This window comes from Methylobacterium sp. Leaf104 (assembly GCF_001422885.1).
Lineage (GTDB): Bacteria > Pseudomonadota > Alphaproteobacteria > Rhizobiales > Beijerinckiaceae > Methylobacterium.
Window position 1 is genome coordinate 254,785 of the sequence record NZ_LMMZ01000001.1, and the last position, 21,819, is coordinate 276,603.

The following is a 21,819-nucleotide window of genomic DNA, read 5'->3' on the forward strand; positions in this document are numbered from 1 at the left end:
AGCCCCGTCCGGAAACGGGCGGCCCCGATCTTGAAACCTCGAGACCGACTGGCGCCCGCGGGCGTCCCCTTGTCCCAGGATGGGACGTCGGCGGGATCGGATCGAGACATGAGACAGCGATTCACGGTGATCGAGGGCGGCGCGGCGGCACGGGCTCCGGCGGCCGATGCGGCCCCCACCGCGGACGTGCAGGTTTCCCCGATCGCCGCGCCGCTCGCCTGGCGGGTCGACCTGCGCCGGGCGGCGGCGGTGAGCGAGGGCGAGATCGCGGCCTGGCGCGCGCTCCTCGTCCGTGCCCGGGTGGCGGATCCGGTGCTGGCCGACCCCGATTACCTGCTCTCGGCGGCCCAGCACCAGTCGGGTGGGCGCGACCTTCTCTTCGCCCTGGCCTGGACGACCGGCAACGGCCCCGACCAGCTCGCCGCCGTGCTGCCGCTGGCGCTGCCGCACACCCTCTGGGGCCAGGAGCGGATCGGCCTGTGGCAGCCGCACGGCACCGCCCTGGCGCCCACGATCGCGCCCGACCGCGTCGAGGCGGCGCGCATGGCGGTGTCCGAGCGCCTGCGTCTCCTCCGCCCCCGCGCCGTCCTGTTGCTCGATGGCGTGGCCGGGCCGGCCGCGCGGGCGCCCGCGGCGCAGCTCCGGGCGGTGCCCCGGCGCGCCGGCATTCCCACCCAGAGCCTCGTCGGCGTGCGTCCCGGCCGGGCGCCGTCGCAGGTGGAGCGGATCGGCGAGCCGGACCGGGTCCGCGACGCGGTGGAGGAGTTCCTGCTCCTCGATGCCGAGGTCTCGCTCGCCCCGATCATCGGTGATCCGTCGGAGGCCGCGCTGGTGCGGGTGGTGACGCGGCTCTTCGCGCAGCGCCGGCAGGTCACCGTGACCCTGACGCGGCAGGAGGGGGCGGTTGTCGCCGCCGCCATCACCCTCGGGCACGGGGCGCAGGCCGTCGCCTGGCGTCAGGTCGCGGGCGCGGTCGTGCCGGAGCGGATCGGGCGCTCCGCCTGAGGCGGTGCCCGGGCCGCCGCTACTCGTCCTCGCCGAACTTGTTGGCGAGGAGGTCGGTGATCGCCGTCATGCAGGCCTCGGCGTCGTCGCCGGAGGCGACCACGGCGATCGAGGTGCCCTGTGCCGCGCCGAGGGTGAGCAGGCCCATGATCGAGCGGCCGCCCACGGTCTCGCCGGAGCGGGTCACGGTGACGGCGGCATCGTAGCGCTCGACGGTCTGGACGAACTTCGCCGATGCCCGGGCGTGCAGGCCGCGCCGGTTGATGATCGGGAGCACCTGGATCAGCCCGCCCTCGGGCACCGGCGGCAGGCTGTCGTCGGCATCGTCGTCGTAGCTCATGGGCGTCGGCCGTCCCCTCGCTGGCGTTCCGCGCCGCGCTGCGCGGCATCGGCAGGCCCGCCGTTCACGCGCGGGACCCGAGATTGCCTGTAAGCCGTGGTTGCAGGGGAAGAAAGCCTATTTGCCGGCCAGCACGCGCGACGCGACATTGATGTACTTCCGGCCCGCTTCCTGCGCGTGCAGGACGGCGTCGCCGAGGGGCTCGGCATCACGCACGCTGGCGAGCTTGATCAGCATCGGCAGGTTGATGCCGGCCACGACCTCGACCTCGCCGCCGTTCATGCAGGAGAGGGCGAGGTTCGAGGGCGTGCCGCCGAACATGTCCGTGAGCACGACGACCCCATTGCCGGTGTTGACGCGGCTGACCGCATTCATGATGTCGAGCCGGCGCAGCTCCATATCGTCCTCGGGACCGATGGTGATGGTCTCGATCTGTTTCTGAGGCCCGACGACGTGTTCAAGGGCAGCCTTGAACTCGGTCGCCAATAGCCCGTGGGTGACGAGCACCATTCCAATCATCGACGCGGGTTCCAACGCCCTGTGAGCGGAGCCGCCATCTTGTGCAGCGCAAGGTCGAGCGCAAGGTGAATGCGGCATTTTGTGTGCTCGAACGTCATGATCATGCCACGGTGGTGGCCCCGGCGCTACGGTCTCGGGAGCGGCGGCAGGCGCAAGACCGGGCGGTGCGTCCCGGACGCCACGCCGTGGCACTCCGCGAGGGCATCGAGGACGAGGCGCGGCCCGAGGCCCGCGCGCAGCAGGGGCGCGTCGAGGCGCAGGGCCGGCAGGTCGAGCCCGAGCAGGGCCGTGCGGCTCAGGGGACCCTCCGGCAGGCGCGGCGCGTCGGCGACGAGATCGACCACGAGGCGGACCGGCACCGCGGACAGGATCTCGGTCGCCCGCAGCAGGCCGAGACCGCGCACCTCGATCCGGTCGCCGAGCTCCGGATCGGCGAGATCGGGATTGGCATGGGCGACCAGGGTCGCGCCGTCGCGGCTGAGGCGGACCCGGTCGTCGGCGACGAGGCTCGCCGGCCAGTCCATCACCGAGGCCCGGTCGAGAAGGAGGAGCGCCAGGGTCGACTTGCCCGCGCCCGAGGGGCCGCGAATCAGAAGGCCCGCCTCGCCCAGGGCGATGCAGGTGGCGTGGACGGAGTCGGTCCGGCTCGCGGGGTCGGGCATGGCGCGGCCGGACCCGGTCTCAGCGGGCCGCCGCCGGCAGGCGCACGATGAAGCGGGCGCCGCGCACCGTCGGCTCGCCGTCCTCGTCCGCCGGGCCGGGGCGGTTCTCGGCCCGGATCGTGCCGCGATGGGCCTGGACGATCTGGCGCGAGATCGAGAGGCCGAGGCCGGAATTCTGGCCGAAGCCCTGCTCCGGGCGGTCGGTGTAGAAGCGCTCGAAGATCCGCTCCAGGGCGTGCTCGGGAATGCCCGGGCCCTCGTCCTCGACGATGAGCTCGACGTCGCTGCGCACGCGGCGCAGGGCCACCCGGACCTTGGCGTCGGGGGGCGAGAACGAGCGCGCGTTGTCCAGGAGGTTGTTGACCACCTGGCCGAGGCGGCTGTCGTGCCCGAAGATCGTGAACGGCGAGTCCATCTCGCCGGCGGCCGTGTCGACGTCGAACTGGATCGGGGCGTCCTTCGGGCGCCGGCGCTCGTTGGCCACCGAGACCACGGTGGTCATCAGCTTGCGCATGTCGACCCGGCGGGCCTCAGCGCGGGCGAGCTCGGCATCGAGGCGCGAGGCGTCGGAGATGTCCGAGATCAGCCGGTCGAGGCGCTTCACGTCGTGCTGGATGATGGCGAGCAGGCGCCCGCGCGAATCATCTGACTTCGCCAGCGGCAGGGTTTCGACGGCGCTGCGGAGCGAGGTCAGCGGGTTCTTCAGCTCGTGGCTGACATCGGCCGCGAAGCTCTCGATGGCGTCGATCCGGCGGTAGAGCGCCTGGGTCATGTCGCGCAGCGCCCCCGAGAGGTGGCCGATCTCGTCGGTGCGCCCGGTGAAGTCGGGGATCTCCTCGCGGGACTTGATGCCCAGGCGCACCTTCTCGGCCGCGTCCGCGAGGCGCCGCACCGGCCCGGCGATGGCGCCCGCGAGCAGGATCGACAGCACGAGCATCACCGCCGCGGCGATGAGGAAGACCTGGAGCAGGCCGAAGCGCTCCGAGGCGATGACGCGGTCGATGTCGCCCCCTTGCGTCGACAGCATCAGGGCGCCGCGCACCGAGTTGGCCCGCTGGATCGGCACCGCCACGGAGACGATGGTCTCGCCGGCCGGGTTGCGGCGCACGATGGTGCCGCGGGCGCCGGCGAGCGCCACCTGCACCTCCTTCAGGCCATGGCCGCTGGCCGGGCCGACATCCTCGGTCACGCCGGGGGCGGCGCCGTCGCCGTCGAGCCTGGCCCCGAACTTGGCCTGCACGGTCTCCCAGGCCTTCTCCAGCCAGGTGCGCTTGCGCGGGCGGACGTCCGGGTCGCTGCGGTTCATCTCGCCCCGCGCCGAGAGGGTGCGGGTGTCGAACAGGAGGCCGCCCTCCTGGTCGTAGACCCGGGCGCGGTTGCCCGTGGGCGTGATCAGCCGGCGCAGGAGCGGGGCCACGCGCTCCGGGTTCAGCGAGAAGGTGAGGGGGGAGGAGGGCTCCTCGCCCTCGCCGGCCTGGAGCTGGAGCAGCTTGTCCGGGTCGATCCGGATGGCGTCGGTCTCGACCGAGGCCGAGGAGGCGATGGCGCCGGCGATGATCTCGCCCTGGATCAGCAGGCTCTGCACCCGGGCCTGGATCAGCCCCTGGCGGAACTGGTTCAGGTAGAGGAAGCCGAACAGGAGGGCGATGAGCCCGACGAGGTTGAGCACGACGATGCGTCGCGTCAGGCTCGACGAGGCCCGTTGGCCGATCCCGTTCCAGATCTGGCGGGGCCAGCCCAGCACGCCGCGCGACGGGATTTCGGCTTGGTCTGTGGTGGCCACGAGCGTCCGGTGGTGAGGGAAAGCGGTGCGGGCGGGGGCGCCTGAGGCCCGGGCGGGCGCTCAGCTCTCCTTGAAGCGGTAGCCGACGCCGTAGAGCGTCTCGATCATGTCGAAGCTCGTGTCGGTCACCTTGAACTTCTTGCGCAGGCGCTTGATGTGGCTGTCGATGGTCCGGTCGTCGACGTAGACCTGGTCGTCGTAGGCCGCATCCATCAGGGCGTTGCGGCTCTTCACGACGCCGGGGCGGTGCGCCAGCGCCTGGAGGATCAGGAACTCCGTCACCGTCAGGGTCACGGGCTCGCCCTTCCAGGTGCAGGTGTGGCGCTCGGGATCCATCATCAGGAGCCCGCGCTCCAGGGAGCGGGCGGCGGCATCGGCCTCGCGGGCGGCGGCGCCCGGGCCGTCCTTGGGGGCGAAGCGCCGGAGCACGGCCTTGACCCGCTCGACGAGGAGGCGTTGCGAGAACGGCTTATGGATGAAGTCGTCGGCGCCCATCTTGAGGCCGAACAACTCGTCGATCTCCTCGTCCTTCGAGGTCAGGAAGATCACCGGAAGGTCGGATTTCTGCCGCAGACGCCTGAGAAGCTCCATCCCGTCCATGCGCGGCATCTTGATGTCGAAGATCGCGAGGTCCGGCGGGGAATGCTTCAGGCCGTCCAGCGCCGAGGCGCCGTCGGTGTAGGTCTGGATGCGGTAGCCTTCCGTCTCGAGCGCGATCGAGACGGAAGTGAGGATGTTTCGGTCGTCGTCCACGAGGGCGATGGTCGGCATGCGCGTGTCCTGTTGCTCGGATGCGGCTCGGCGGACGTCTGATGGCGCCAGCCCCTCCGCATCCCACCCCGTCCCCCGTCGTGGACGGCGGGCAGAGATCGGCAAAAACGCGGTGGCGACCGTGCCGGGGAGGCGGGCCGCGTTCGCGCGGAGAGTCAGGCTGTGTAATGGCAATGTGCTGAAAAAGCGAGCGACCTCGGTCGTTTGTTCGTTTGCGGCTTGACTGATGCCAACGGGCCGCAGTCCGGCGCCCTCGTGCGAGGGTCCGCACCCTGGCTATGATCCCCCGGCTGAACGCGGCCTGAGCACCGGTCCGCGGGCGCCGAATCGAGGGGATGTTCATGGCCGAGGGCGAGTCCAGGACCGGGGGGGAACGGCGCGGGCCGGCGGTGCCGCTGCCGGCGGCCGAGGCGCCGTTCGATGCGATCGGGCTGGCCCGCCACCTCCTGCGCAGCATCCGCTCGGGCGCCCTCGCCACCCTGGACCCGGAGGACGGCACGCCCTTCGCCTCCCTGGTGACCATCGCCACGGACGTGGACGGCACGCCCTTGATGCTGCTCTCGCGGCTCTCGGCCCATACCCGCAACCTGCTGAAGGACCCGCGCGCCTCGCTGCTGTTCAGCGCCGGCGGCAAGGGCGATCCGCTCGCCCATCCGCGCCTGACCGTGACGGGGCGGGTGACCCAGACCCCGGAGCCGCGCGCCCGCGCTCGCTTCGTCGCCCGCCACCCGAAATCGAAGCTCTACGCCGACTTTCCCGATTTCGGGTTCTTCGCCCTGGAGCCCACGGCCGGGCACCTCAACGGCGGCTTCGCCAAGGCCGCGGTGCTCACCGCCGACGAGCTGCGCCTCGATCTCGCCGGCGCCGAGGGGCTGGTGGCCGGCGAGGCCGGCGCCGTCGAGCACATGAACGCCGACCATGCCGACGCGCTGGCGCTCTACGCCGTGGCGGCCGGGGCCGAGCCGGGTCCCTGGCGCCTCACCGGCCTCGACCCGGAGGGCATGGACCTCCTCACCGGAGACCGGACCGCGCGGGTGCTCTACCCGGAGCCGGTCCGGGAGATGGGCGCCCTGCGCAAGGTGCTGGTGACGATGGCCGCGCAGGCCCGGGCGGGGGATGCGCCGAGGGCGGATTGATTCCCTCCGGCTTCCGGCCCGGTCGGCGGTCGGGCGCCGGTGCGCCCGGTCGCGGGCCTACTTCTTGTCGTGGCTGTGACCGTGGGCGTGCCCGTCATTGGCGGAGTGCACGGGCTTGCCGTCCCTGGTCAGCTCGCGGCTCTCGCTGACGCGCGGGTCGTCGCGGTGGGCCGGACCGCCCGAGACGCCGCCGGTATTGGGCACGGACACGGACGGATTGGCGGCATTGCCGTGGCCGTCGATGGCGGAGGCCGGGCCTGCCAGCGCGGTCATGAGGGCGACCGAGAGCAGGGTGAGCATGGTGCGGGTCATCGTGATCCTCGTGTTGGCGCAGCCCCGTCGGCTGCGGTGAGGCTGGAGATGGCCAGGCCGTTCGACCGCCGTGTGCCGGGTTCGTGACGAAGTGTGTCGATCGGAGTCCCGACGACGATCCGCGCCAAGGGCGCGGTGTCCGGCTCAGCCGGGCGGACGGGGCAGGACGATGCGCACCCGCAGGCCGCCGCCGGTCCGGTTCTCGAGGCCGATGCGCCCGCCCTCCGCCTCCACGACGCGCCGGGCGATCGTCAGCCCGAGACCGGTTCCGCCGTTGTTCCGGTTCCGCGAGCCTTCGAGGCGGGTGAAGGGCGCGAAGGCCCGCTCCACCGCGTCCGGCGGAATGCCGGGGCCGTCGTCCTCGACGCAGACCACGAGCGTCGACGTCTCGACCGCGAGGTGCACACGGGCGCGGCCGCCGTAGCGGACGGCGTTGTCGACCACGTTGTCCAGCGCCCGCCGCAGCGCGACCGGGCGGATCGCCGCGAGGGCCCGGCCGGGTCCGTCGTAGTGGATCGCGTGGCCGGCATCCTGTCCCGCATCGGTGATGCTGATCAGGAGGCTGGCGACGTTGGTGACCCGGCGCGCCTCCGGGTCGGAATCGCCGCGCAGATAGGCCAGCGTCGAGTCGATCATGGCCAGCATGTCGTCGAGGTCGGATTCCATGCCCCGTCGCTCGGGTGCGTCGCCGAGCCCGTCGAGCCGCAGGCGCAGGCGCGCGATCGGGGTGCGCAGGTCGTGGGAGACGGCGGCGAGCGCCTGGGTGCGCTCGGTCAGGAGATCCGCGATCCGCGCCTGCATCCCGTTGAGGGCGCGGGCGATCTCGCGGGTCTCGTCCGGGCCGGCCTCCGGCACCGGCACCGGCCGGCCGTGACCGATCAGGCCGGTGAGGCGCGTCAGGCTGCGCAGGGGGCCGGCGATCCGGTGCATCAGCAGCACCGCCGCGAGGCCGACGAGGACGGCCATGGCGGTGGCCAGGTAGGCCCAGGGATTCTGCAGGGCGAGGCTCGGCGCATGGGCGGAGCGGAAGGTCAGGGCGGTCCCGTCCGGGAGCGCCAGCGTCCCGGCGAGGTCGTTCCGGTGGAGGGGATCGTCGCCCCCCTCCAGCGTCAGGGCGAGGGCGTTCCCGAGACTCGGGTCGAGGGCGGTCAGGCGCGCGCGCAGGGGCGCGAGGGGCGGATCCGTCCGCGACCGCTCCGGCGCGATGGCCTCGGACCATCCGATCTCGAAATGCGGATTGGACAGGGCCTTCGCCTCCGCATCCCGCTCCGCCGGCGGTCGCCGCATCACGGCCTCCCGGGCCAGGGCGAGCTGCGTCGCGACCTGGCTCGCGAAGGCCTCGTCGGCCGCCGCGGCGGCCGATTGGCGATAGAGCAGCAGGGCGCCTCCATGGACCGCCAGGATGGCGACGAGCAGGACGGCGACCGTGCGGGCCTCGAGGCTCCGGGCCAGGGGGCGCAGCCGGCCGAGGAACGCACCGCCGACGGACCGGACACTCATGCGCGCTCGACCTTGGTCGCCAGCATGTAGCCCGAGCCCCGCACCGTCTTGATCACCGGCTGGGCGCCCTCGGGGGGATCGAGCTTTCGGCGCAGCCGGCTGACCAGCGTGTCGACGCTGCGGTCGGAGGGCGAGCCAAGACGGGCGCGCGACAGTTCGAGGATCTGCTCGCGGCCGAGGACCCGTCCCGGATGGTCGAGGAACACGAGGAGGAGGTCGTACTCCGCGCCCGAGAGATCGACGCCGGCCCCTTCCGGATCGACGAGGGCGCGGCTGCGCAGGTCGAGCCGCCAGCCGGCGAAGGTGAGGGTCGCGTGGCCGCGCGCGGCGAGGGGGGCCGGCGCGACGACGGATCGGCGCAGGACGGCGCGGATCCGGGCGAGCAGCTCGGGGCGCCCGAACGGCTTGGCGATGTAGTCGTCGGCGCCGAGTTCCAGGCCGAGGACCCGGTCCGCCTCCTCGCCCCGCGCGCTGACGATGATCACGGGCACCCGGGACCGGGACCGCAGCGTGCGCAGCAGGTCGAGGCCCGAGGCGCCGGGCAGCATGACGTCGAGGAGAATCAGGTCGACGCCGCCCTCCGGCAGCAGCCGCCACAGCTCGGCGCCGCTCCGGCATCCGGTGACCCGGTAGCCGCTCTCCCGCAGGGCGCGGGTCACCAGCATGCGCATGCCGTCGTCGTCCTCGACGAGGAGGACGTGGCCCGCGTCCGGCGTGGCTCCGGCGCCCTCACTCGGGATCATGGTTCGATCTCGCTCCGCTTGCGGGGATGGGCGTCACCGCGGGATCGGTCGGTGATCGGGCGCGGCTGCAAGCCTGTTCTCCAAGCCCGTTCTCCAAGTCCGTTCTGCCAGCGCGTTCCGCAAGTCCGTTCCGCAAGTCCGTTCCGTTCCGGGTCCGGGCGCCGCGTCGTTCGGTCTGGTCCCCGAGACGGCGCCGAACTCGCCCTGCGCTTGGCGCGGGGGGCGGGCGCTGCTATCTGCGGCGTTCAAATTCTTCACCCCCTTACGACCGTGCGCCGGGTCCGTCCGATGACGGCGGGCCGCGCGCGCCGGAGATCGCATCCTCGATGACAACGACCCCCATCGACAACATCCGCAACTTCTCCATCGTCGCGCATATCGACCACGGCAAGTCGACGCTTGCCGACCGGCTGATCCAGACCACCGGCACGGTGGCCCTGCGCGACATGAGCGAGCAGATGCTCGACTCGATGGACATCGAGAAGGAGCGCGGCATCACCATCAAGGCGCAGACGGTGCGCCTCGAGTACAAGGCCGAGGACGGCAAGGACTACGTCCTCAACCTGATGGACACGCCCGGCCACGTCGACTTCGCCTACGAGGTGTCGCGCTCGCTCGCGGCCTGCGAGGGCTCGCTGCTGGTGGTCGACGCCTCGCAGGGCGTCGAGGCGCAGACGCTCGCCAACGTCTACCAGGCCCTCGACGCCAACCACGAGATCGTCCCCGTCCTCAACAAGATCGACCTGCCGGCGGCGGAGCCCGAGCGCATCCGCGCCCAGATCGAGGAGGTGATCGGCATCGACGCCTCCGAGGCGGTGGCGATCTCGGCCAAGAGCGGCCTCAACATCGAGGCGGTGCTGGAGGCCATCGTCACCCGCCTGCCGCCGCCCAAGGGCGACCGCGACGCGCCCCTGAAGGCGCTCCTCGTAGACAGCTGGTACGACGTCTATCTCGGCGTCGTCGTGCTGGTGCGCATCGTCGACGGCGTCCTCAAGAAGGGCATGAACATCCGCATGATGCGGGCCGATGCCGTCCACGGCGTCGACAAGATCGGCGTGTTCCGGCCGAAGATGGCCGATATCGGCGAACTCGGCCCCGGCGAGGTCGGCTTCTTCACCGGCTCGATCAAGGAGGTGGCCGACACCCGCGTCGGCGACACGCTCACCGAGGACAAGCGTCCCTGCAAGGAGATGCTGCCGGGCTTCAAGGACGTGCAGTCGGTGGTGTTCTGCGGGCTGTTCCCGGTCGATGCCGCCGAGTTCGAGACCCTGCGCAGCGCCATGAGCAAGCTCCGGCTCAACGACGCCTCGTTCTCGTACGAGATGGAGACCTCCGCGGCGCTCGGCTTCGGCTTCCGCTGCGGCTTCCTCGGGCTGCTCCACCTCGAGATCATCCAGGAGCGCCTGGAGCGCGAGTTCAACCTCGACCTGATCTCCACGGCGCCCTCCGTGGTCTACCGCCTGCAGATGACGGACGGGTCGATCAAGGAGCTGCACAACCCGGCCGACATGCCGGACGTGATGAAGATCACCGCCATCGAGGAGCCGTGGATCCGCGCCACCATCCTCACCCCCGACGAGTATCTCGGCGGCGTGCTCAAGCTCTGCCAGGACCGGCGCGGCACCCAGGTCGACCTCAACTACGTCGGCAAGCGCGCCATGGTGGTCTACGACCTGCCGCTGAACGAGGTGGTGTTCGACTTCTACGACCGCCTGAAGTCGATCTCGAAGGGCTACGCCTCCTTCGACTACCACATCTCGGATTACCGCGAGGGCGACCTCGTGAAGATGTCGATCCTGGTCAATGCCGAGCCGGTCGACGCCCTCTCGATGCTGGTCCACCGCACCCGCGCCGAGCATCGCGGCCGGGCCATGTGCGAGAAGCTGAAGGACCTGATCCCGCGCCACCTGTTCCAGATCCCGGTCCAGGCGGCTTTGGGCGGCAAGATCATCGCCCGCGAGACCATCAAGGCGCTGTCCAAGGACGTGACCGCCAAGTGCTACGGCGGCGACATCTCGCGCAAGCGCAAGCTCCTCGACAAGCAGAAGGAGGGCAAGAAGAAGATGCGCCAGTTCGGCAAGGTCGAGATCCCGCAGGAGGCGTTCATCGCCGCCCTGAAGATGGACGATTGAGCCGGGCCGCCCGACCGTGGACCCCCATCCGGACCCGAACGCGCCGATCCCGCTGACCGTCCTGATCCGGACGCTGAACGAGGCGGACCGCATCGAGGCGGCGATCCGCTCGGCGCTGCCGCTGAACTGCGAGATCCTCGTCATCGATGCGGGCTCGACGGACGCGACCGTGTCCATCGCCGAATCCCTCGGCGCGCGGGTGGTGGTGAACCCCTGGAAGGGGTTCGGGCCGCAGCGGCGCTTCGGCGAGGAACTCTGCCGGCACGACCACATCTTCAGCGTCGATGCCGACGAGATCCTGACGCCGGAGATCGTCCGCGAGATCCGGGCGATCTTCCGCTCGCCCAAGATCCCGTCGCTGATGATCGTCCGCAAGGCGATGGTGCTGCCCCACCACGCGCGCCCCTCGCCCTGGGCCTTCTGCACCGAGAACGTCTACCTCTACGACCGGCGCGTCGCCCGCACGACCGACAACCCGAACTGGGACAAGCTCGCGATCACCACGGACGCGAAGCCGGTGACGATCCGCTCCGTGGTCTGGCACCACACCTTCCGCGATTGGAACCACGCCATCGCCAAGTCGAACTATGTCGGGCAGCTCGCCGCCGACACGCAGCCGATCGGCTCGCGGTTCGAGACCGGCCTGCGGCTGGTGTTCGAGTATCCCCTGAACTTCCTGAAGTTCTACATCCTGCGGCGCTTCTTCCTCGCCGGGCTCGACGGCTTCGTGATGGCGAGCGTGCTCGCCTATGGCCGCTTCATCCGGATCGCCAAGATGCACGAGGCGACCCGCGGCCAGCCCTCGACGGGGCTGCCCTTCCTGCGCCGGGCCAAGCGCCCCGCGCCGGATGCCCAGGCCGGACCCGGCTGAGGAGCGCCCCGGCCACATCCGCGACGCATTCCGCCTGCTCCTGATCGCGGTCGGCGTCCGTGCCCGGCGCGCCGCTTGCCAGGCGGCCGGGGGCGCGGCACTGTCAGCTTGGCCATACGCGTCGCGGTTCCGCCGAAGGATCGGCCCATCGCGCGACGGAACGACGGGACGTCCGGAATGATCAGGGACACGGGGAACGCCGCCGACGGCACGACGGACACGGGTGGCGCGTCCGGGGGGCGGACGGGAAGTCTGAGCCGCCGCGCCTTCCTGGTCGGCACCGGCGCCGGCCTCGGCGCCCTCGGGCTCGCCGGCTGCGTCTCCTCCGACGGCGCCCTGCGCGCCGAGGCGGCCAGGACCTACGGCCCGATGCCGGGCGAGAAGTTCCCGATCCCGGCGACCGACATCAGCAAGCTCGATCCGAAATACTTCCGCCGCACGGTCCCGTACGAGACCAGGGAGGCCGCCGGCACGATCATCGTCGATCCGGCCAACTACTACGTCTACCGCGTCGAGCGCGACGGCAGCGCGACCCGCTACGGCGCCAATGTCGGCCGCGACGGCTTCCGGTGGAGCGGCGACGCCTATGTCGGGCGCAAGTCCGAATGGGCGACCTGGACCCCGCCCAGGGAGATGATCAAGCGCCAGCCCGAGGCGGCCAAGTATGCCCGCGGCATGCCCGGCGGCCTCGACAACCCGCTCGGCGCCCGCACCCTGCACCTCTACCAGAACGGCGCCTACACGCTCTACACGATCTACGCCTCGAGCGAGCCCGACACGATCGGCTCGGGCATCACCAGCGGCTGCGTCGGCCTGCTGAGCCAGGACATGATCGATCTCTACGCCCGCACCCCGGTGAAGACCAAGGTCGTCGTCCTGCCGGCCTGAGCGACCGACGCGCTCAGCGCGGCGCGGCCATCCTGAGGGTCCCGCGACCGGCGGCCTTGGCCGCGTAGAGGGCCGCGTCGGCGTCGCTGAACAGGTCCGCGGGCGCCGACCACGCCGCCCGCGCGATGCCCACGGAGGCGCCGAGGCGGAGGCGCACGCCGCGGTGGAGGACGGGCTCGCGCAGGGCCGCGACGATCCGCCGGCCGAGCGCCTCGCAGAGGGGCGCGTCGGCCTCCCGCCGGAGCAGGACCGCGAACTCGTCCCCGCCGATCCGGGCGACGAGGTCGGCCGCGTGGCAGACCTCGCGCAGCCGCCGGGCCGCTTCCCGCAGGCAGGCATCGCCCACGGCGTGCCCATGGGTGTCGTTGATCGCCTTGAAGCCGTCGAGGTCGACCAGCACCAGCGCGCCGGTCTCGGAGAGCTCCGCCAGCCGGCCGTCGAAGACCGTCCGGTTGGCGAGGCCCGTCATGCCGTCGAACTCCGCCATCCGGCGCGTGCGGTCCGCCAGCAGCTTCTGCTCGGTGATGTCCTGCTTGAACCCGAACAGGCGGGCCGGAACGCCGTCCCGGGCCTCCACCGTCGCGGTGATCCGGATCCAGCGCCGGCTGCCGCGCCGCCCGACGATCTCGGATTCCAGGGTGAACGAGGACCGGCGGCCGATCGCCTCCGCCCGCACGGCCACGAGCTGGCGGCGCGCCTCCGCGGTGTAGCAGGCGAGGGTGTCCCGGCGGTTCGGCGCCGCTCCGCGCGGGAACTCGAAGAGGTCGTAGACGCCCCCGCTCCAGCGCAGGGTCTCGCCCGGCAGGTCGCAGTGCCAGAGACCGATCCCGGCCTCGGCCGAGGCCCGCTCGAAGACGCGCGTCCGGTCGGCGAGGGCATCGGCCTGGCGCTGGATCAGGGCCGCCTGGGCGGCGAGTTCGCCGCGGAGCGCGAGGATCGTCGCGGTGTCGCGCCACCGCTGCGCCGCCGCGGCGTCGACGGCATGGGTGGCCACGCGGAGGGCGGCGGAGGCCAGGCGTCCACGAGGCGGAACCCGCAGCGGGTCGGTGGGATCACCGGAAGACGTCAAGGGTCGTGCCCCGTTCGAGCCGAGGCACGAGACCCGAATCGCGCGAAGATCGCCGCCAGCGATCTCCCCGGTTCCGAGACGTCCTCAGGTCCCCACGATAGGGGCGGCCAGGTTAACGGAGGTTAACCGCCGCGGCACGTCCTGTCACGCTTCGCCTATTCGGCGGCCTTGTCCCCGTCCTGGACCTCGGCCTTGTCGGCCGGCGGCTCGGCACTCGCCACGGATTTGCGCTCGAGCATCGGTTGCAGGCGCTCGGCCAGCTGCTGCCCCAGGTGGCGGGTATAGGCGTTCTGGAAGTAGCGGGTGCCGGTGCCGCGCCCGTAGAGGCGGTCATGGGCCTGGATCATCGCGTCGACTTCCGGGCGGCACAGGAAGCCGGTGATTCCGGCGGCCTCGTACCAGCGGCCCGCCCGGGCGTGCCGGGTGGCGGCCGGGTTGGACAGCACGGTCTCGGCGAAGCACTCCGTCGCCGCCCGCTCGAGGGGCGACATCACCGCGTGGGGTTGGGCCGGATTACGGCCTGCCGCCTCCGCCGCGGCGCCCCATCCCAAGGTCGTCACCAACGCGCCGAACAGCAAAGCCTTCATCGTGGGAAGCCCCGTGCGTAATCGTTCTCGATCCGACGCGAGTATTCACCAGCGATTGGGTCCGGAGAAGGGCGGAAGTCCGGCACTCCGGCGTCGGACGACGATCGGCGCGCGGTTGTGGCGCGCCCATCACAGGGGGGCCTTCAGCCCCGGCGCTCGGCGTTCCAGCGCCCGCTGCAGGCGATCAGGCCGGTGGTGGTCCAGGTGCCGTTGCCGGTGCCCGAGCGGCCGAGCCGCCCGACCACGTCGGCGGCGTCGTTGCCGCGGGAGATCACGGCCCGAACGGCGCCGCTCTGCGAGACCCGGCCGTTGATGTTGAACTCGCCGCCGGCATAGCTCGCCTCGCCCCGCCGGATCTGCACGCCGTAGCGGTAGGCCCGGTCGCAGGGGCCGTCGAGGGTCACCACCTCGATGCTCCAGGTGCCGTCGTAGCGATTCGGCACCTGGACCTTCTTCTTGGCGGCGTCGGCGACCCCGGCGGAGGCGGTCAGGAGGGCGAGGGTAGTCGCCGCGAGGGCTGCGCGTCGCATGGCATTCCGTTCGTGTTTCGACTCGACTGGGCCGAGAACGAGCGTGGCCGCCCGACGGTTGCGCCCCTACGCGTTCGTCGCGTGCGCCAGCGCTCCCGTCAGCAGCGCCAGAACGTCGCCGCCGGCCTGGAGCTCGCCGTCGACGCCGGCCGCCTTCAGGGGCCCGGCGAGGTCGCCCGCCTTGCCGGCGAGGTACAGGGCGGCGGCGCCCGCGGCCTTGAGCGCCCGGGCGGCCTCGACCGCGTGGGTGGCGTAGAGGGCGTCGGAGGAGCACAGGCAGGCGATACGGGCACCCGAGGCGCGGAAGGCCTCCGCCAGGGCCGCCGGCTCGGTGAAGCCCTCCTGGTTCACCGCCTCGATGCCGCCGGCCGCGAAGGCGTTGGCGGCGAAGGTCGAGCGGGCGTTGAAGACCGCCACCGGGCCGAGATTGGCCAGGAACACCGAGGGGCGGCGGCCGCTCGCCGCGAGCGCCGCGTCGGAGGCGTCGCGCAGGGCCTCGTAGGGCTCGGCGAGGCGCTGGGAGGGCAGGGGCGCGCCGGTCATGGCCGGCCCGCGGCCGAAGCCGGCGGCCGGAGGCGCCGCCACGGGGGCGACCTCCAGCACCGTGACGGGCTTCTCGGCGAGGTAGGGGAACTCGCTGGCGCCGGTCAGGGCCTCGCGGCGGGTGGCGACGTTCCGGGACCGGGTCGCCCGCGTCGCGGCGATCCGCTTCTGGATCATGCCGCTCCGCAGGCTCGCGACGATGCCGCCCTCGTTCTCGATCTCCTGGAAGGCGGCCCAGGCGGCCGTGGTCAGCTCGCCCGTCAGCGTCTCGAAGCTGCCGGCCCCGGCGGCCGGGTCGGCGACGCGGGCGAGGTTCGATTCCTCGATGAGGACGATCTGGCTGTTGCGCACCACGCGCCGCGCGAAGGCGTCGCTCAGGCCCAGGGCCGCCGTGTAGGGCAGGGCGGTGATCGCGTCGGCCCCGCCGAGGCCGGCCGAGCAGGCGGCCATGGCCGTGCGCAGGATGTTCACGAAGGGATCGCGCCGGGTCATCATCCGCCAGGCGGTCTCGGCATGGAGGCGCAGGGGCCGGGGCGCGAGGCCGCAGGCCGATTCCACCCGCGCCCAGAGCCGGCGCATGGCCCGGAACTTGGCGATGGTCAGGAACTCGTCGGCATCGGCCGTGAGCAGGACCGCGACGGCATCGCGGGCGCGCTCCAGCGGGTGCCCGTCGGTCTCCAGGACGCGCAGGTAGTCCACGGCGGTGGCGAGCACGGCCGCGAGCTCGGCGGCCTCGCTGGCCCCGGCCTCGTGGTAGGGCCGGCCGTCGGCGAGGCAGGCGCGTCCCGTGAAGCCCTCGGCGTCGAAGGCCGCGAGGGTGCGGCCGATCTCGGCGCCGTACCGCTCCGCCAGGGACCCGCCGGCGGCGAGGGTGCCGACGGGGTCGAGGCCGAGGTCGAGGTCGAGGCCCTTCAGAGTCTCGCCGCGGGCCTTGACCACGTCCTTGATCAGGAAGGCGGCCTCGATCCCGCGCGCGCCCGCGTCGAGGCGGGTGGCGATCAGCGGCAGCATCACGTTGCCGAGAGCCGCGTCGAGGTCGGCGGCGTTCGTGGCGGTGAGGCCGTAGCCGCGGGCGGCGGGGGCGCCGGCGAAGACCAGGGCGAGGGCGTCGGCGCCGCCCTCGAGGTCGGCGAGGGCGAGGGCGCTCGCCTGGGCTCCCTCCGGGTGGTCGACCCGCTGGGAGACGCGCCACGGGCCGGGCGCCCGCATGGGCTGCGCCACCGGCGCGGCCGCGTCGTAGAGGGGCTCGATGCGGATTCCGTCGGCGGTCTTCGAGACGAGGCGCTTCTCGAAATCCCCGCCCTTCAGGACACCGTCGACGAGGCCGAGCCAGCGCTCGCGGGTCGCGGGCGGAAACAGGTCGGCGAGGGGACGGTCTTCCATCGGGGCTGGCCTCCGCATGTGCTTGGCTCCGGCCAAGCGGCTCGGCTCCGGCCAAGCGCGGCCGGGCCGTCTTTCCGGACAGCCCTTGCACGCGGCGGAGCGCGGACGCAATCGCCTCGCCCGCCTGTATTCTTTATCTCGGCCGGTCCACGGATCGGCGCCCGCGCCTCAGCCGAAGAGGATCAGGCCGGCGAAGCCGAGGGAGCCGACGATGATGCGCCACCAGGCGAACAGCCGGAACCCGTGGGAGGCGACGTAGTCGAGCACCGTCCGCACCACGATGAAGGCCGAGATGAAGGCGACGATGAAGCCGATGATGATCAGGCCGGTGTCGTCCCGCGAGAGGTTCTTGTAGTTGTCGAGCAGGTCCTTGGCGAAGGCCCCCGCCATGGTGGGGATCGCGAGGTAGAACGAGAACTCGGTGGCCGAGCGCTTGTCGGCGCCCATCAGCATCGCGCCCACTATGGTGGCGCCCGAGCGCGACACGCCCGGGATCATGGCGATGCACTGAAACAGACCGATCTTGAAGTCCATCGGCAGGGTGAAATCGAAGACGTCGCGCTTCTTCACCTCGAGTTCGGTCTCGTCGAGGACGAGCAGGACGATGCCGCCGGCCACCAGGGTCGCGCAGACGATCCAGGGGTTGAAGAGGTAGTACTTGATGTATTTCGAGAAGAGGCCGCCGATGATCGCCGCCGGCAGGAAGGCGAGCAGGATGCCGAGGACGAAGCGGCGCGCCTTGGGGTCGTTGGGCAGCGACAGGGTGATGCCGAGGAGCCGGCGGAAATAGACCGCCAGGATCGCCAGGATGGCGCCGAGCTGGATCAACACCTCGAAGGTGTTGTTGGGCGATTCGAAGCCGATGAAGTGGCCGACGAGGAGTTGGTGCCCGGTCGACGAGACGGGGATGAACTCGGTCGCCCCCTCCACCACGGCGAGCACGACCGCCTTCGCGATGCCCATCGCATCCATCATCTCAGCGCCTCGACGGTTGGGGTGTTTCGTGGGACCGGGCCGGCCCGAAGCGGGTGGTGCATCCACCTCGCGCGGCCTTCGCGGATCGGGGCCGATCCGTCAAGGTTGACGGATGGTTATCGCCTTCGCGACGAGCGTGTTAATGAGGCGGCAACCATCGGGCCATAAGTGTCATCACTGCCGACCATCCCCGCGGGGTCTCGACGTGGCCCGTCCCCCGGCAAACCCTCCCCGTGCGAAACGGCCTCGATGGCGACGCTTTACCACTCTCCCTTCTGCCCGCATTCCCGCTTCATCCGCCTGGTCCTGTCCGAGATGGGCATGGAGCCGACGCTGATGGAGGAGCGTGCCTGGGACCGGCGCGAGGCCTTCCTGCTGATCAACCCGGCCGGGACGACGCCGGTGCTGGTGGAGCAGACCGGCCTCGCCGTGCCGGGGGCCGGCATCATCGCGGAATATCTCGACGAGACCCGGGGGCTCGGCCTGAGCGGCCGGCGCCTCCTGCCCGAGACCACGGCGGCCCGGGTCGAGGTGCGCCGCCTGCTCGACTGGTTCCTGGTCAAGTTCAACGCCGAGGTGACCGAGTACCTCGTCACCGAGAAGATCTCGAAGCGCTTCATGAACAGCGCCAACGGCGGCGGTCCGCCGGACATGAACGCCATTCGCGCCGCGCGCACCAACGTGCGCTACCACATGAAGTATATCGGCTACCTGATGTCCCGCCGGAAATGGCTGGCGGGCGACCATCTGACCTATGCGGATCTCGCGGCGGCGGCCCACCTCTCCTGCGTGGATTATCTTGGCGACGTGCCATGGGACGAGGACGAGACGGCGAGGGACTGGTACGCGCGGGTGAAGTCGCGCCCGTGCTTCCGCACCCTGCTGGCCGACCGGGTGCCGGGCATGGCCCCGGCGGACCATTACGCGAACCTGGATTTTTGAACGCACCGCAGGCGCGCGCCGCGAACAAGCCGCCGCGAAGGATCCTCGCGGGCGCCGACCTGCGCCGGGCGGTCGAGGCGCGCGCCCGCCTCCTCGGCTTCGAGGCCGTCCGGGTCACCCGGCCGGACGCCGTTCCCGAACTCAAGGCCCGGCTGCCCGCCTGGCTCGCCGCCGAGCACCACGGCGGGATGGACTGGATGGCGGAGCGCGCCGACCAGCGCGCCGACCCCGCCACCCTGTGGCCCGGCGTCCGCAGCGTGGTCATGCTCGGCATGAATTACGGCCCCGCGGACGACCCCCTCGCGGTCCTGGCACGGACGGACCGGGCTGCCATCGCGGCCTACGCCCAGCGGCGGGACTACCACGAGGTGGTCAAGGGCAAGCTGAAGGAACTCGGCGGCTACCTGTCGGCCAAGGGCGACGTCCGGGTGAAGGTCTTCGTCGACACGGCGCCCGTGATGGAGAAGCCCCTGGCCGCCGCCGCCGGCCTCGGCTGGCAGGGCAAGCACACGGTGCTGGTCTCGCGCGCGCTCGGCAACTGGCTGCTGCTGGGCGCGATCTACACCTCGGCCGAGCTGGAGCCGGACGCGCCCGAGGCCGACCATTGCGGCTCGTGCCGGCGCTGCCTCGACATCTGCCCGACCGACGCCTTCCCGGCGCCCTACCGGCTCGATGCCCGCCGCTGCATCGCCTACCTCACCATCGAGCACGCCGGGCCGATCCCGACGGAGTTCCGCGCCGCCATCGGCAACCGGGTCTTCGGCTGCGACGACTGCCTCGCCGTCTGCCCCTGGAACAAGTTCGCCGCTACGGCCGCCGAGGGCCGCATGGCCGCGCGCGCAGACCTCGCCGCGCCGCCCCTGGCCGCGCTCGCGGGGCTCGACGAGGCGGCCTTCCGGGCGCATTTCGCCGGCACGCCGGTCAAGCGCACCGGGCGCGACCGCTTCCTGCGCAACGTGCTCATCGCGATCGGCAACTCCGGCCAGCCCGCGCTCGCCGCCGCCGCGGAGGCGAACCTGTCCGATCCCTCGCCCCTGGTGCGCGGCATGGCGGTGTGGGCGCTCGGCCGCCTCGTGGCCCGGCCGCGGCTGCGGGACCTTTTCAACGCCCGGGGTTTCGGCGAAACCGACGACGCCGTCCGGGCCGAGTGGCGCCTCGCCCTCGACCCCGCCGGCCCCGAGTCGACAGGACACGCCGCCTCATGAACCTCTTCGTCTTCGGCCTCGGCTTCACCGCCCGCCGCTTCGTGGAGCGCGCTCGCGACCGCTTCGACAGGGTCCGCGCCACGGTCACCGATCCGGCGCGGACCGGGCCCGGCGACATCGCCGAGCTTCGGGCCTTCGGGCCCGATTCCGACGACCCCCACATCGCGGCCGACCTCGCCGACACGGATGTGCTCCTCGTCTCGGCCCCTCCGGTCCGCGACCTCGACACGACCCTCGCGGTATACCGCGACGCCATCGCGGGCAGCCGCATCGGCTGGATCGGCTACCTCTCCACCATCGGCGTCTACGGCGACCACCACGGCAACTGGATCGACGAGGACACGGCCCCGAGCCCGGTCAGCGGCCGCTCGCAAGGCCGACTCGCCGTCGAGGCGGCCTGGCTGTCCCTCGGGCGCGAGACCGGCAAACCCGTGCAGGTGTTCCGCCTCTCGGGCATCTACGGCCCGGGCCGCAACCCGATCGTGAAGCTGCGCGAGGGCAAGTCGCAGCGGATCATCAAGCCGGGACAGGTGTTTAACCGCATCCACGTGGACGACATCGCCACGACGCTGCTGGCCTCGATCGACCGGCCGCGCAACGGCGCCGTCTACAACGTCACCGACGACGCGCCGACGCCGCCGCAGGTGGTCACCGAATACGCCGCCAAGCTCGCCGGCCTGCCGCTGCCGCCGGAGGTGGATTTCGAGACGGCCGACCTCAGCCCGATGGCACGCAGCTTCTACGGCGAGAACAAGAGAGTGCGGAACCACCGCATCCGCCAGGAACTCGGCGTCGACCTCGCCTATCCGACCTACCGCGAGGGTCTCGCCGCCCTCGTGGCGGATGCGCGGACCTGAGCCTCGCTCAGGCCGCCTGCCGATTGACCGGCACGCCGAAATGGTCGCGATAGCGCGCCGCGATGGCCGAAACGGGCAGCACGACGAAGACGTCGGTGGTGCCGAACTGGTGGTCCACCACCGCCCCATCGCCGAAGGTGGCCCCGACGCGCAGGTAGCCCTTGATCAGCGGCGGCAGCGCCTGCAGCGCCGCCTTCGGGTCGACGGCCTCGCGCGCCAGGCGGTTCATCGCGACGTAGCGCTCCGGCAGGGCACGGGCGCACCAGCCCTCGGCGGCACGGGCGTGGTGGTGGAGAAAGCTCAAGGGCAGGGCCAGGCGCTCGGGGTCGGTCCCCTCCAGGCTGGCGCAGCCGAGCATGGCGTCGATGCGGTGATGCTGGACATAGGCCCAGATGCCGGCCCAGAGCAGTTCCACCGTCCGCTTCGTCCGGTAGGGCTTGAGCACGCAGGAGCGGCCGAGTTCGAGGAAGCGCGCTCCCGGATTGGCCGCCATCATCGGGGCGATGTCGTACTCGCCCGCGGTGTAGAAGCCGAAATGGCGGTCGGCCGCCTCCTGGCGCAGGAGCCGGTAGGTGCCCACCACCTTCGGCCGGGTCCGGCGGAAAGGCTTGGTCGCGAAGGGCGAGGCATCCACGTCGGCGTGATCGATGACGAGGAGGTGGTCGCAGACCGCGTCGTAATCATCGATGTCCCGTCGCGACAGCATCGCGAGTCCGCTCGGGACGGCCGACATCTCCTCGTAGAACACCCGGTAGCGCAGGCGCTGCGCCCGCCGGATCTCGGAGACCGTGGTAGCGAGCCGCACTTCCAGGGTGCCGATGCGGCCGAGCGTTGGCGCCAGGCCAGGCGCGGCCAGGGGTTTCCGGAGACGGGGCTTGAACCGGATCGGCGCTGTACCCGGCGGAAGCAGCAGGCCGCGCGGATGGAAGGCGGGTAGGCCGGCACGGCCCGCCTCGGCGGTGCGCTGCTTCAGCCTGGCGAAGGGGGCGTTCACATGCGCCTCCCAACCATTGAGCCACGCCGTGGAGGCATCGCGCGCGAAGTTCGGGACCATCGTCCAATCCGC

General features: G+C 71.8%; 22 protein-coding genes. 8 read left to right on the forward strand and 14 right to left on the reverse strand.

Annotated features, from left to right (window positions below; genetic code table 11):
- Positions 1 to 108: 108 nt before the first annotated feature.
- The gene (locus ASF49_RS01175; protein WP_056466433.1) at positions 109 to 1,005 is read left to right on the forward strand and encodes a hypothetical protein; all 897 of its coding nucleotides are present in this window, start codon (positions 109 to 111) and stop codon (positions 1,003 to 1,005) included.
- 19 nt (positions 1,006 to 1,024) lie between these two features.
- Here ASF49_RS01175 and ASF49_RS01180 read toward each other — a convergent pair whose 3' ends face one another.
- The 5 genes from ASF49_RS01180 to ASF49_RS01200 all read right to left on the reverse strand — a co-directional run bounded on the left by ASF49_RS01180 (position 1,025) and on the right by ASF49_RS01200 (position 5,080).
- Complete coding sequence (locus ASF49_RS01180; protein ID WP_056466436.1) at positions 1,025 to 1,345, reverse strand: HPr family phosphocarrier protein; 321 nt, start codon at positions 1,343 to 1,345, stop codon at positions 1,025 to 1,027.
- Positions 1,346 to 1,462: 117 nt separating this feature from the next.
- Positions 1,463 to 1,864: a PTS sugar transporter subunit IIA gene (locus tag ASF49_RS01185; protein ID WP_056466439.1), complete on the reverse strand. Its 402-nt coding sequence runs from the start codon at positions 1,862 to 1,864 to the stop codon at positions 1,463 to 1,465.
- A 125-nt stretch (positions 1,865 to 1,989) separates the two neighbouring features.
- Positions 1,990 to 2,526: an HPr kinase/phosphorylase gene (locus tag ASF49_RS01190; protein ID WP_082510719.1), complete on the reverse strand. Its 537-nt coding sequence runs from the start codon at positions 2,524 to 2,526 to the stop codon at positions 1,990 to 1,992.
- 19 nt (positions 2,527 to 2,545) lie between these two features.
- Positions 2,546 to 4,309 carry a sensor histidine kinase gene (locus ASF49_RS01195; protein ID WP_056466442.1) on the reverse strand — a complete coding sequence of 588 codons (1,764 nt, stop codon included), beginning with the start codon at positions 4,307 to 4,309 and terminating at the stop codon, positions 2,546 to 2,548.
- 60 nt (positions 4,310 to 4,369) lie between these two features.
- A complete protein-coding gene (locus tag ASF49_RS01200) occupies positions 4,370 to 5,080 on the reverse strand; it encodes a response regulator transcription factor (protein ID WP_055947774.1) in 711 nt (236 codons plus the stop codon).
- A gap of 341 nt (positions 5,081 to 5,421) precedes the next feature.
- Here ASF49_RS01200 and ASF49_RS01205 point away from each other — a divergent pair, with 341 nt between their 5' ends.
- Positions 5,422 to 6,216 carry a HugZ family pyridoxamine 5'-phosphate oxidase gene (locus tag ASF49_RS01205; RefSeq protein ID WP_056467889.1) on the forward strand — a complete coding sequence of 265 codons (795 nt, stop codon included), beginning with the start codon at positions 5,422 to 5,424 and terminating at the stop codon, positions 6,214 to 6,216.
- 57 nt (positions 6,217 to 6,273) lie between these two features.
- Here the strand turns inward: ASF49_RS01205 and ASF49_RS01210 are convergent, their stop codons facing one another.
- From ASF49_RS01210 to ASF49_RS01220, 3 genes are all read right to left on the reverse strand, one after another.
- Complete coding sequence (locus tag ASF49_RS01210) at positions 6,274 to 6,528, reverse strand: hypothetical protein (protein WP_056466445.1); 255 nt, start codon at positions 6,526 to 6,528, stop codon at positions 6,274 to 6,276.
- Between the two features lie 144 nt (positions 6,529 to 6,672).
- Entirely contained in the window at positions 6,673 to 8,028 is a 1,356-nt protein-coding gene (locus tag ASF49_RS01215) for an ATP-binding protein (protein ID WP_056466447.1), read from the reverse strand.
- Positions 8,025 to 8,771 carry a response regulator transcription factor gene (locus tag ASF49_RS01220; RefSeq protein WP_056466450.1) on the reverse strand — a complete coding sequence of 249 codons (747 nt, stop codon included), beginning with the start codon at positions 8,769 to 8,771 and terminating at the stop codon, positions 8,025 to 8,027. Before ASF49_RS01220 ends, ASF49_RS01215 begins: the two co-directional genes overlap by 4 nt.
- A 326-nt stretch (positions 8,772 to 9,097) precedes the next feature.
- Between ASF49_RS01220 and lepA the strand changes: the two genes are divergently transcribed.
- The 3 genes from lepA to ASF49_RS01235 all read left to right on the forward strand — a co-directional run bounded on the left by lepA (position 9,098) and on the right by ASF49_RS01235 (position 12,662).
- Positions 9,098 to 10,903: a translation elongation factor 4 gene (gene lepA, locus ASF49_RS01225; RefSeq protein ID WP_056466452.1), complete on the forward strand. Its 1,806-nt coding sequence runs from the start codon at positions 9,098 to 9,100 to the stop codon at positions 10,901 to 10,903.
- 16 nt (positions 10,904 to 10,919) lie between these two features.
- Positions 10,920 to 11,774, forward strand: a complete 855-nt coding sequence (locus ASF49_RS01230) for a glycosyltransferase family 2 protein (RefSeq protein ID WP_082510720.1) — start codon at positions 10,920 to 10,922, stop codon at positions 11,772 to 11,774.
- Between the two features lie 177 nt (positions 11,775 to 11,951).
- The gene (locus ASF49_RS01235) at positions 11,952 to 12,662 is read left to right on the forward strand and encodes a L,D-transpeptidase (protein WP_056466454.1); all 711 of its coding nucleotides are present in this window, start codon (positions 11,952 to 11,954) and stop codon (positions 12,660 to 12,662) included.
- Between the two features lie 13 nt (positions 12,663 to 12,675).
- On the opposite strand, the gene ASF49_RS01240 is transcribed toward ASF49_RS01235, so the two are convergent.
- The 5 genes from ASF49_RS01240 to ASF49_RS01260 all read right to left on the reverse strand — a co-directional run bounded on the left by ASF49_RS01240 (position 12,676) and on the right by ASF49_RS01260 (position 17,746).
- Positions 12,676 to 13,731, reverse strand: a complete 1,056-nt coding sequence (locus ASF49_RS01240; RefSeq protein ID WP_243214341.1) for a sensor domain-containing diguanylate cyclase — start codon at positions 13,729 to 13,731, stop codon at positions 12,676 to 12,678.
- 155 nt (positions 13,732 to 13,886) lie between these two features.
- Complete coding sequence (locus ASF49_RS01245; RefSeq protein ID WP_056466458.1) at positions 13,887 to 14,318, reverse strand: hypothetical protein; 432 nt, start codon at positions 14,316 to 14,318, stop codon at positions 13,887 to 13,889.
- A 143-nt stretch (positions 14,319 to 14,461) separates the two neighbouring features.
- A complete protein-coding gene (locus tag ASF49_RS01250) occupies positions 14,462 to 14,848 on the reverse strand; it encodes a hypothetical protein (protein ID WP_056466461.1) in 387 nt (128 codons plus the stop codon).
- Between the two features lie 66 nt (positions 14,849 to 14,914).
- Positions 14,915 to 16,774 (reverse strand): methylmalonyl-CoA mutase subunit beta, encoded by a 1,860-nt coding sequence (locus ASF49_RS01255; protein ID WP_056466464.1) that lies wholly within the window; start codon positions 16,772 to 16,774, stop codon positions 14,915 to 14,917.
- Between the two features lie 168 nt (positions 16,775 to 16,942).
- The gene (locus ASF49_RS01260; RefSeq protein WP_056467894.1) at positions 16,943 to 17,746 is read right to left on the reverse strand and encodes an undecaprenyl-diphosphate phosphatase; all 804 of its coding nucleotides are present in this window, start codon (positions 17,744 to 17,746) and stop codon (positions 16,943 to 16,945) included.
- A gap of 252 nt (positions 17,747 to 17,998) precedes the next feature.
- On the opposite strand from ASF49_RS01260, the gene ASF49_RS01265 reads away from it, so the two are divergent.
- From ASF49_RS01265 to ASF49_RS01275, 3 genes are read left to right on the forward strand one after another with little or no spacing between them, the layout of a single operon-like run.
- Positions 17,999 to 18,691, forward strand: coding sequence for a glutathione S-transferase family protein (locus tag ASF49_RS01265; RefSeq protein WP_056466467.1), 693 nt, complete (start codon positions 17,999 to 18,001; stop codon positions 18,689 to 18,691).
- A gap of 59 nt (positions 18,692 to 18,750) precedes the next feature.
- Entirely contained in the window at positions 18,751 to 19,896 is a 1,146-nt protein-coding gene (gene queG / locus ASF49_RS01270; RefSeq protein WP_056467899.1) for a tRNA epoxyqueuosine(34) reductase QueG, read from the forward strand.
- On the forward strand, positions 19,893 to 20,753 hold the full coding sequence (locus ASF49_RS01275) for an SDR family oxidoreductase (protein WP_056466470.1): 861 nt from the start codon (positions 19,893 to 19,895) through the stop codon (positions 20,751 to 20,753). Before queG ends, ASF49_RS01275 begins: the two co-directional genes overlap by 4 nt.
- 7 nt (positions 20,754 to 20,760) lie before the next feature.
- Here ASF49_RS01275 and ASF49_RS01280 read toward each other — a convergent pair whose 3' ends face one another.
- Positions 20,761 to 21,807 (reverse strand): GNAT family N-acetyltransferase, encoded by a 1,047-nt coding sequence (locus ASF49_RS01280; protein ID WP_056466473.1) that lies wholly within the window; start codon positions 21,805 to 21,807, stop codon positions 20,761 to 20,763.
- Positions 21,808 to 21,819: the final 12 nt, after the last annotated feature.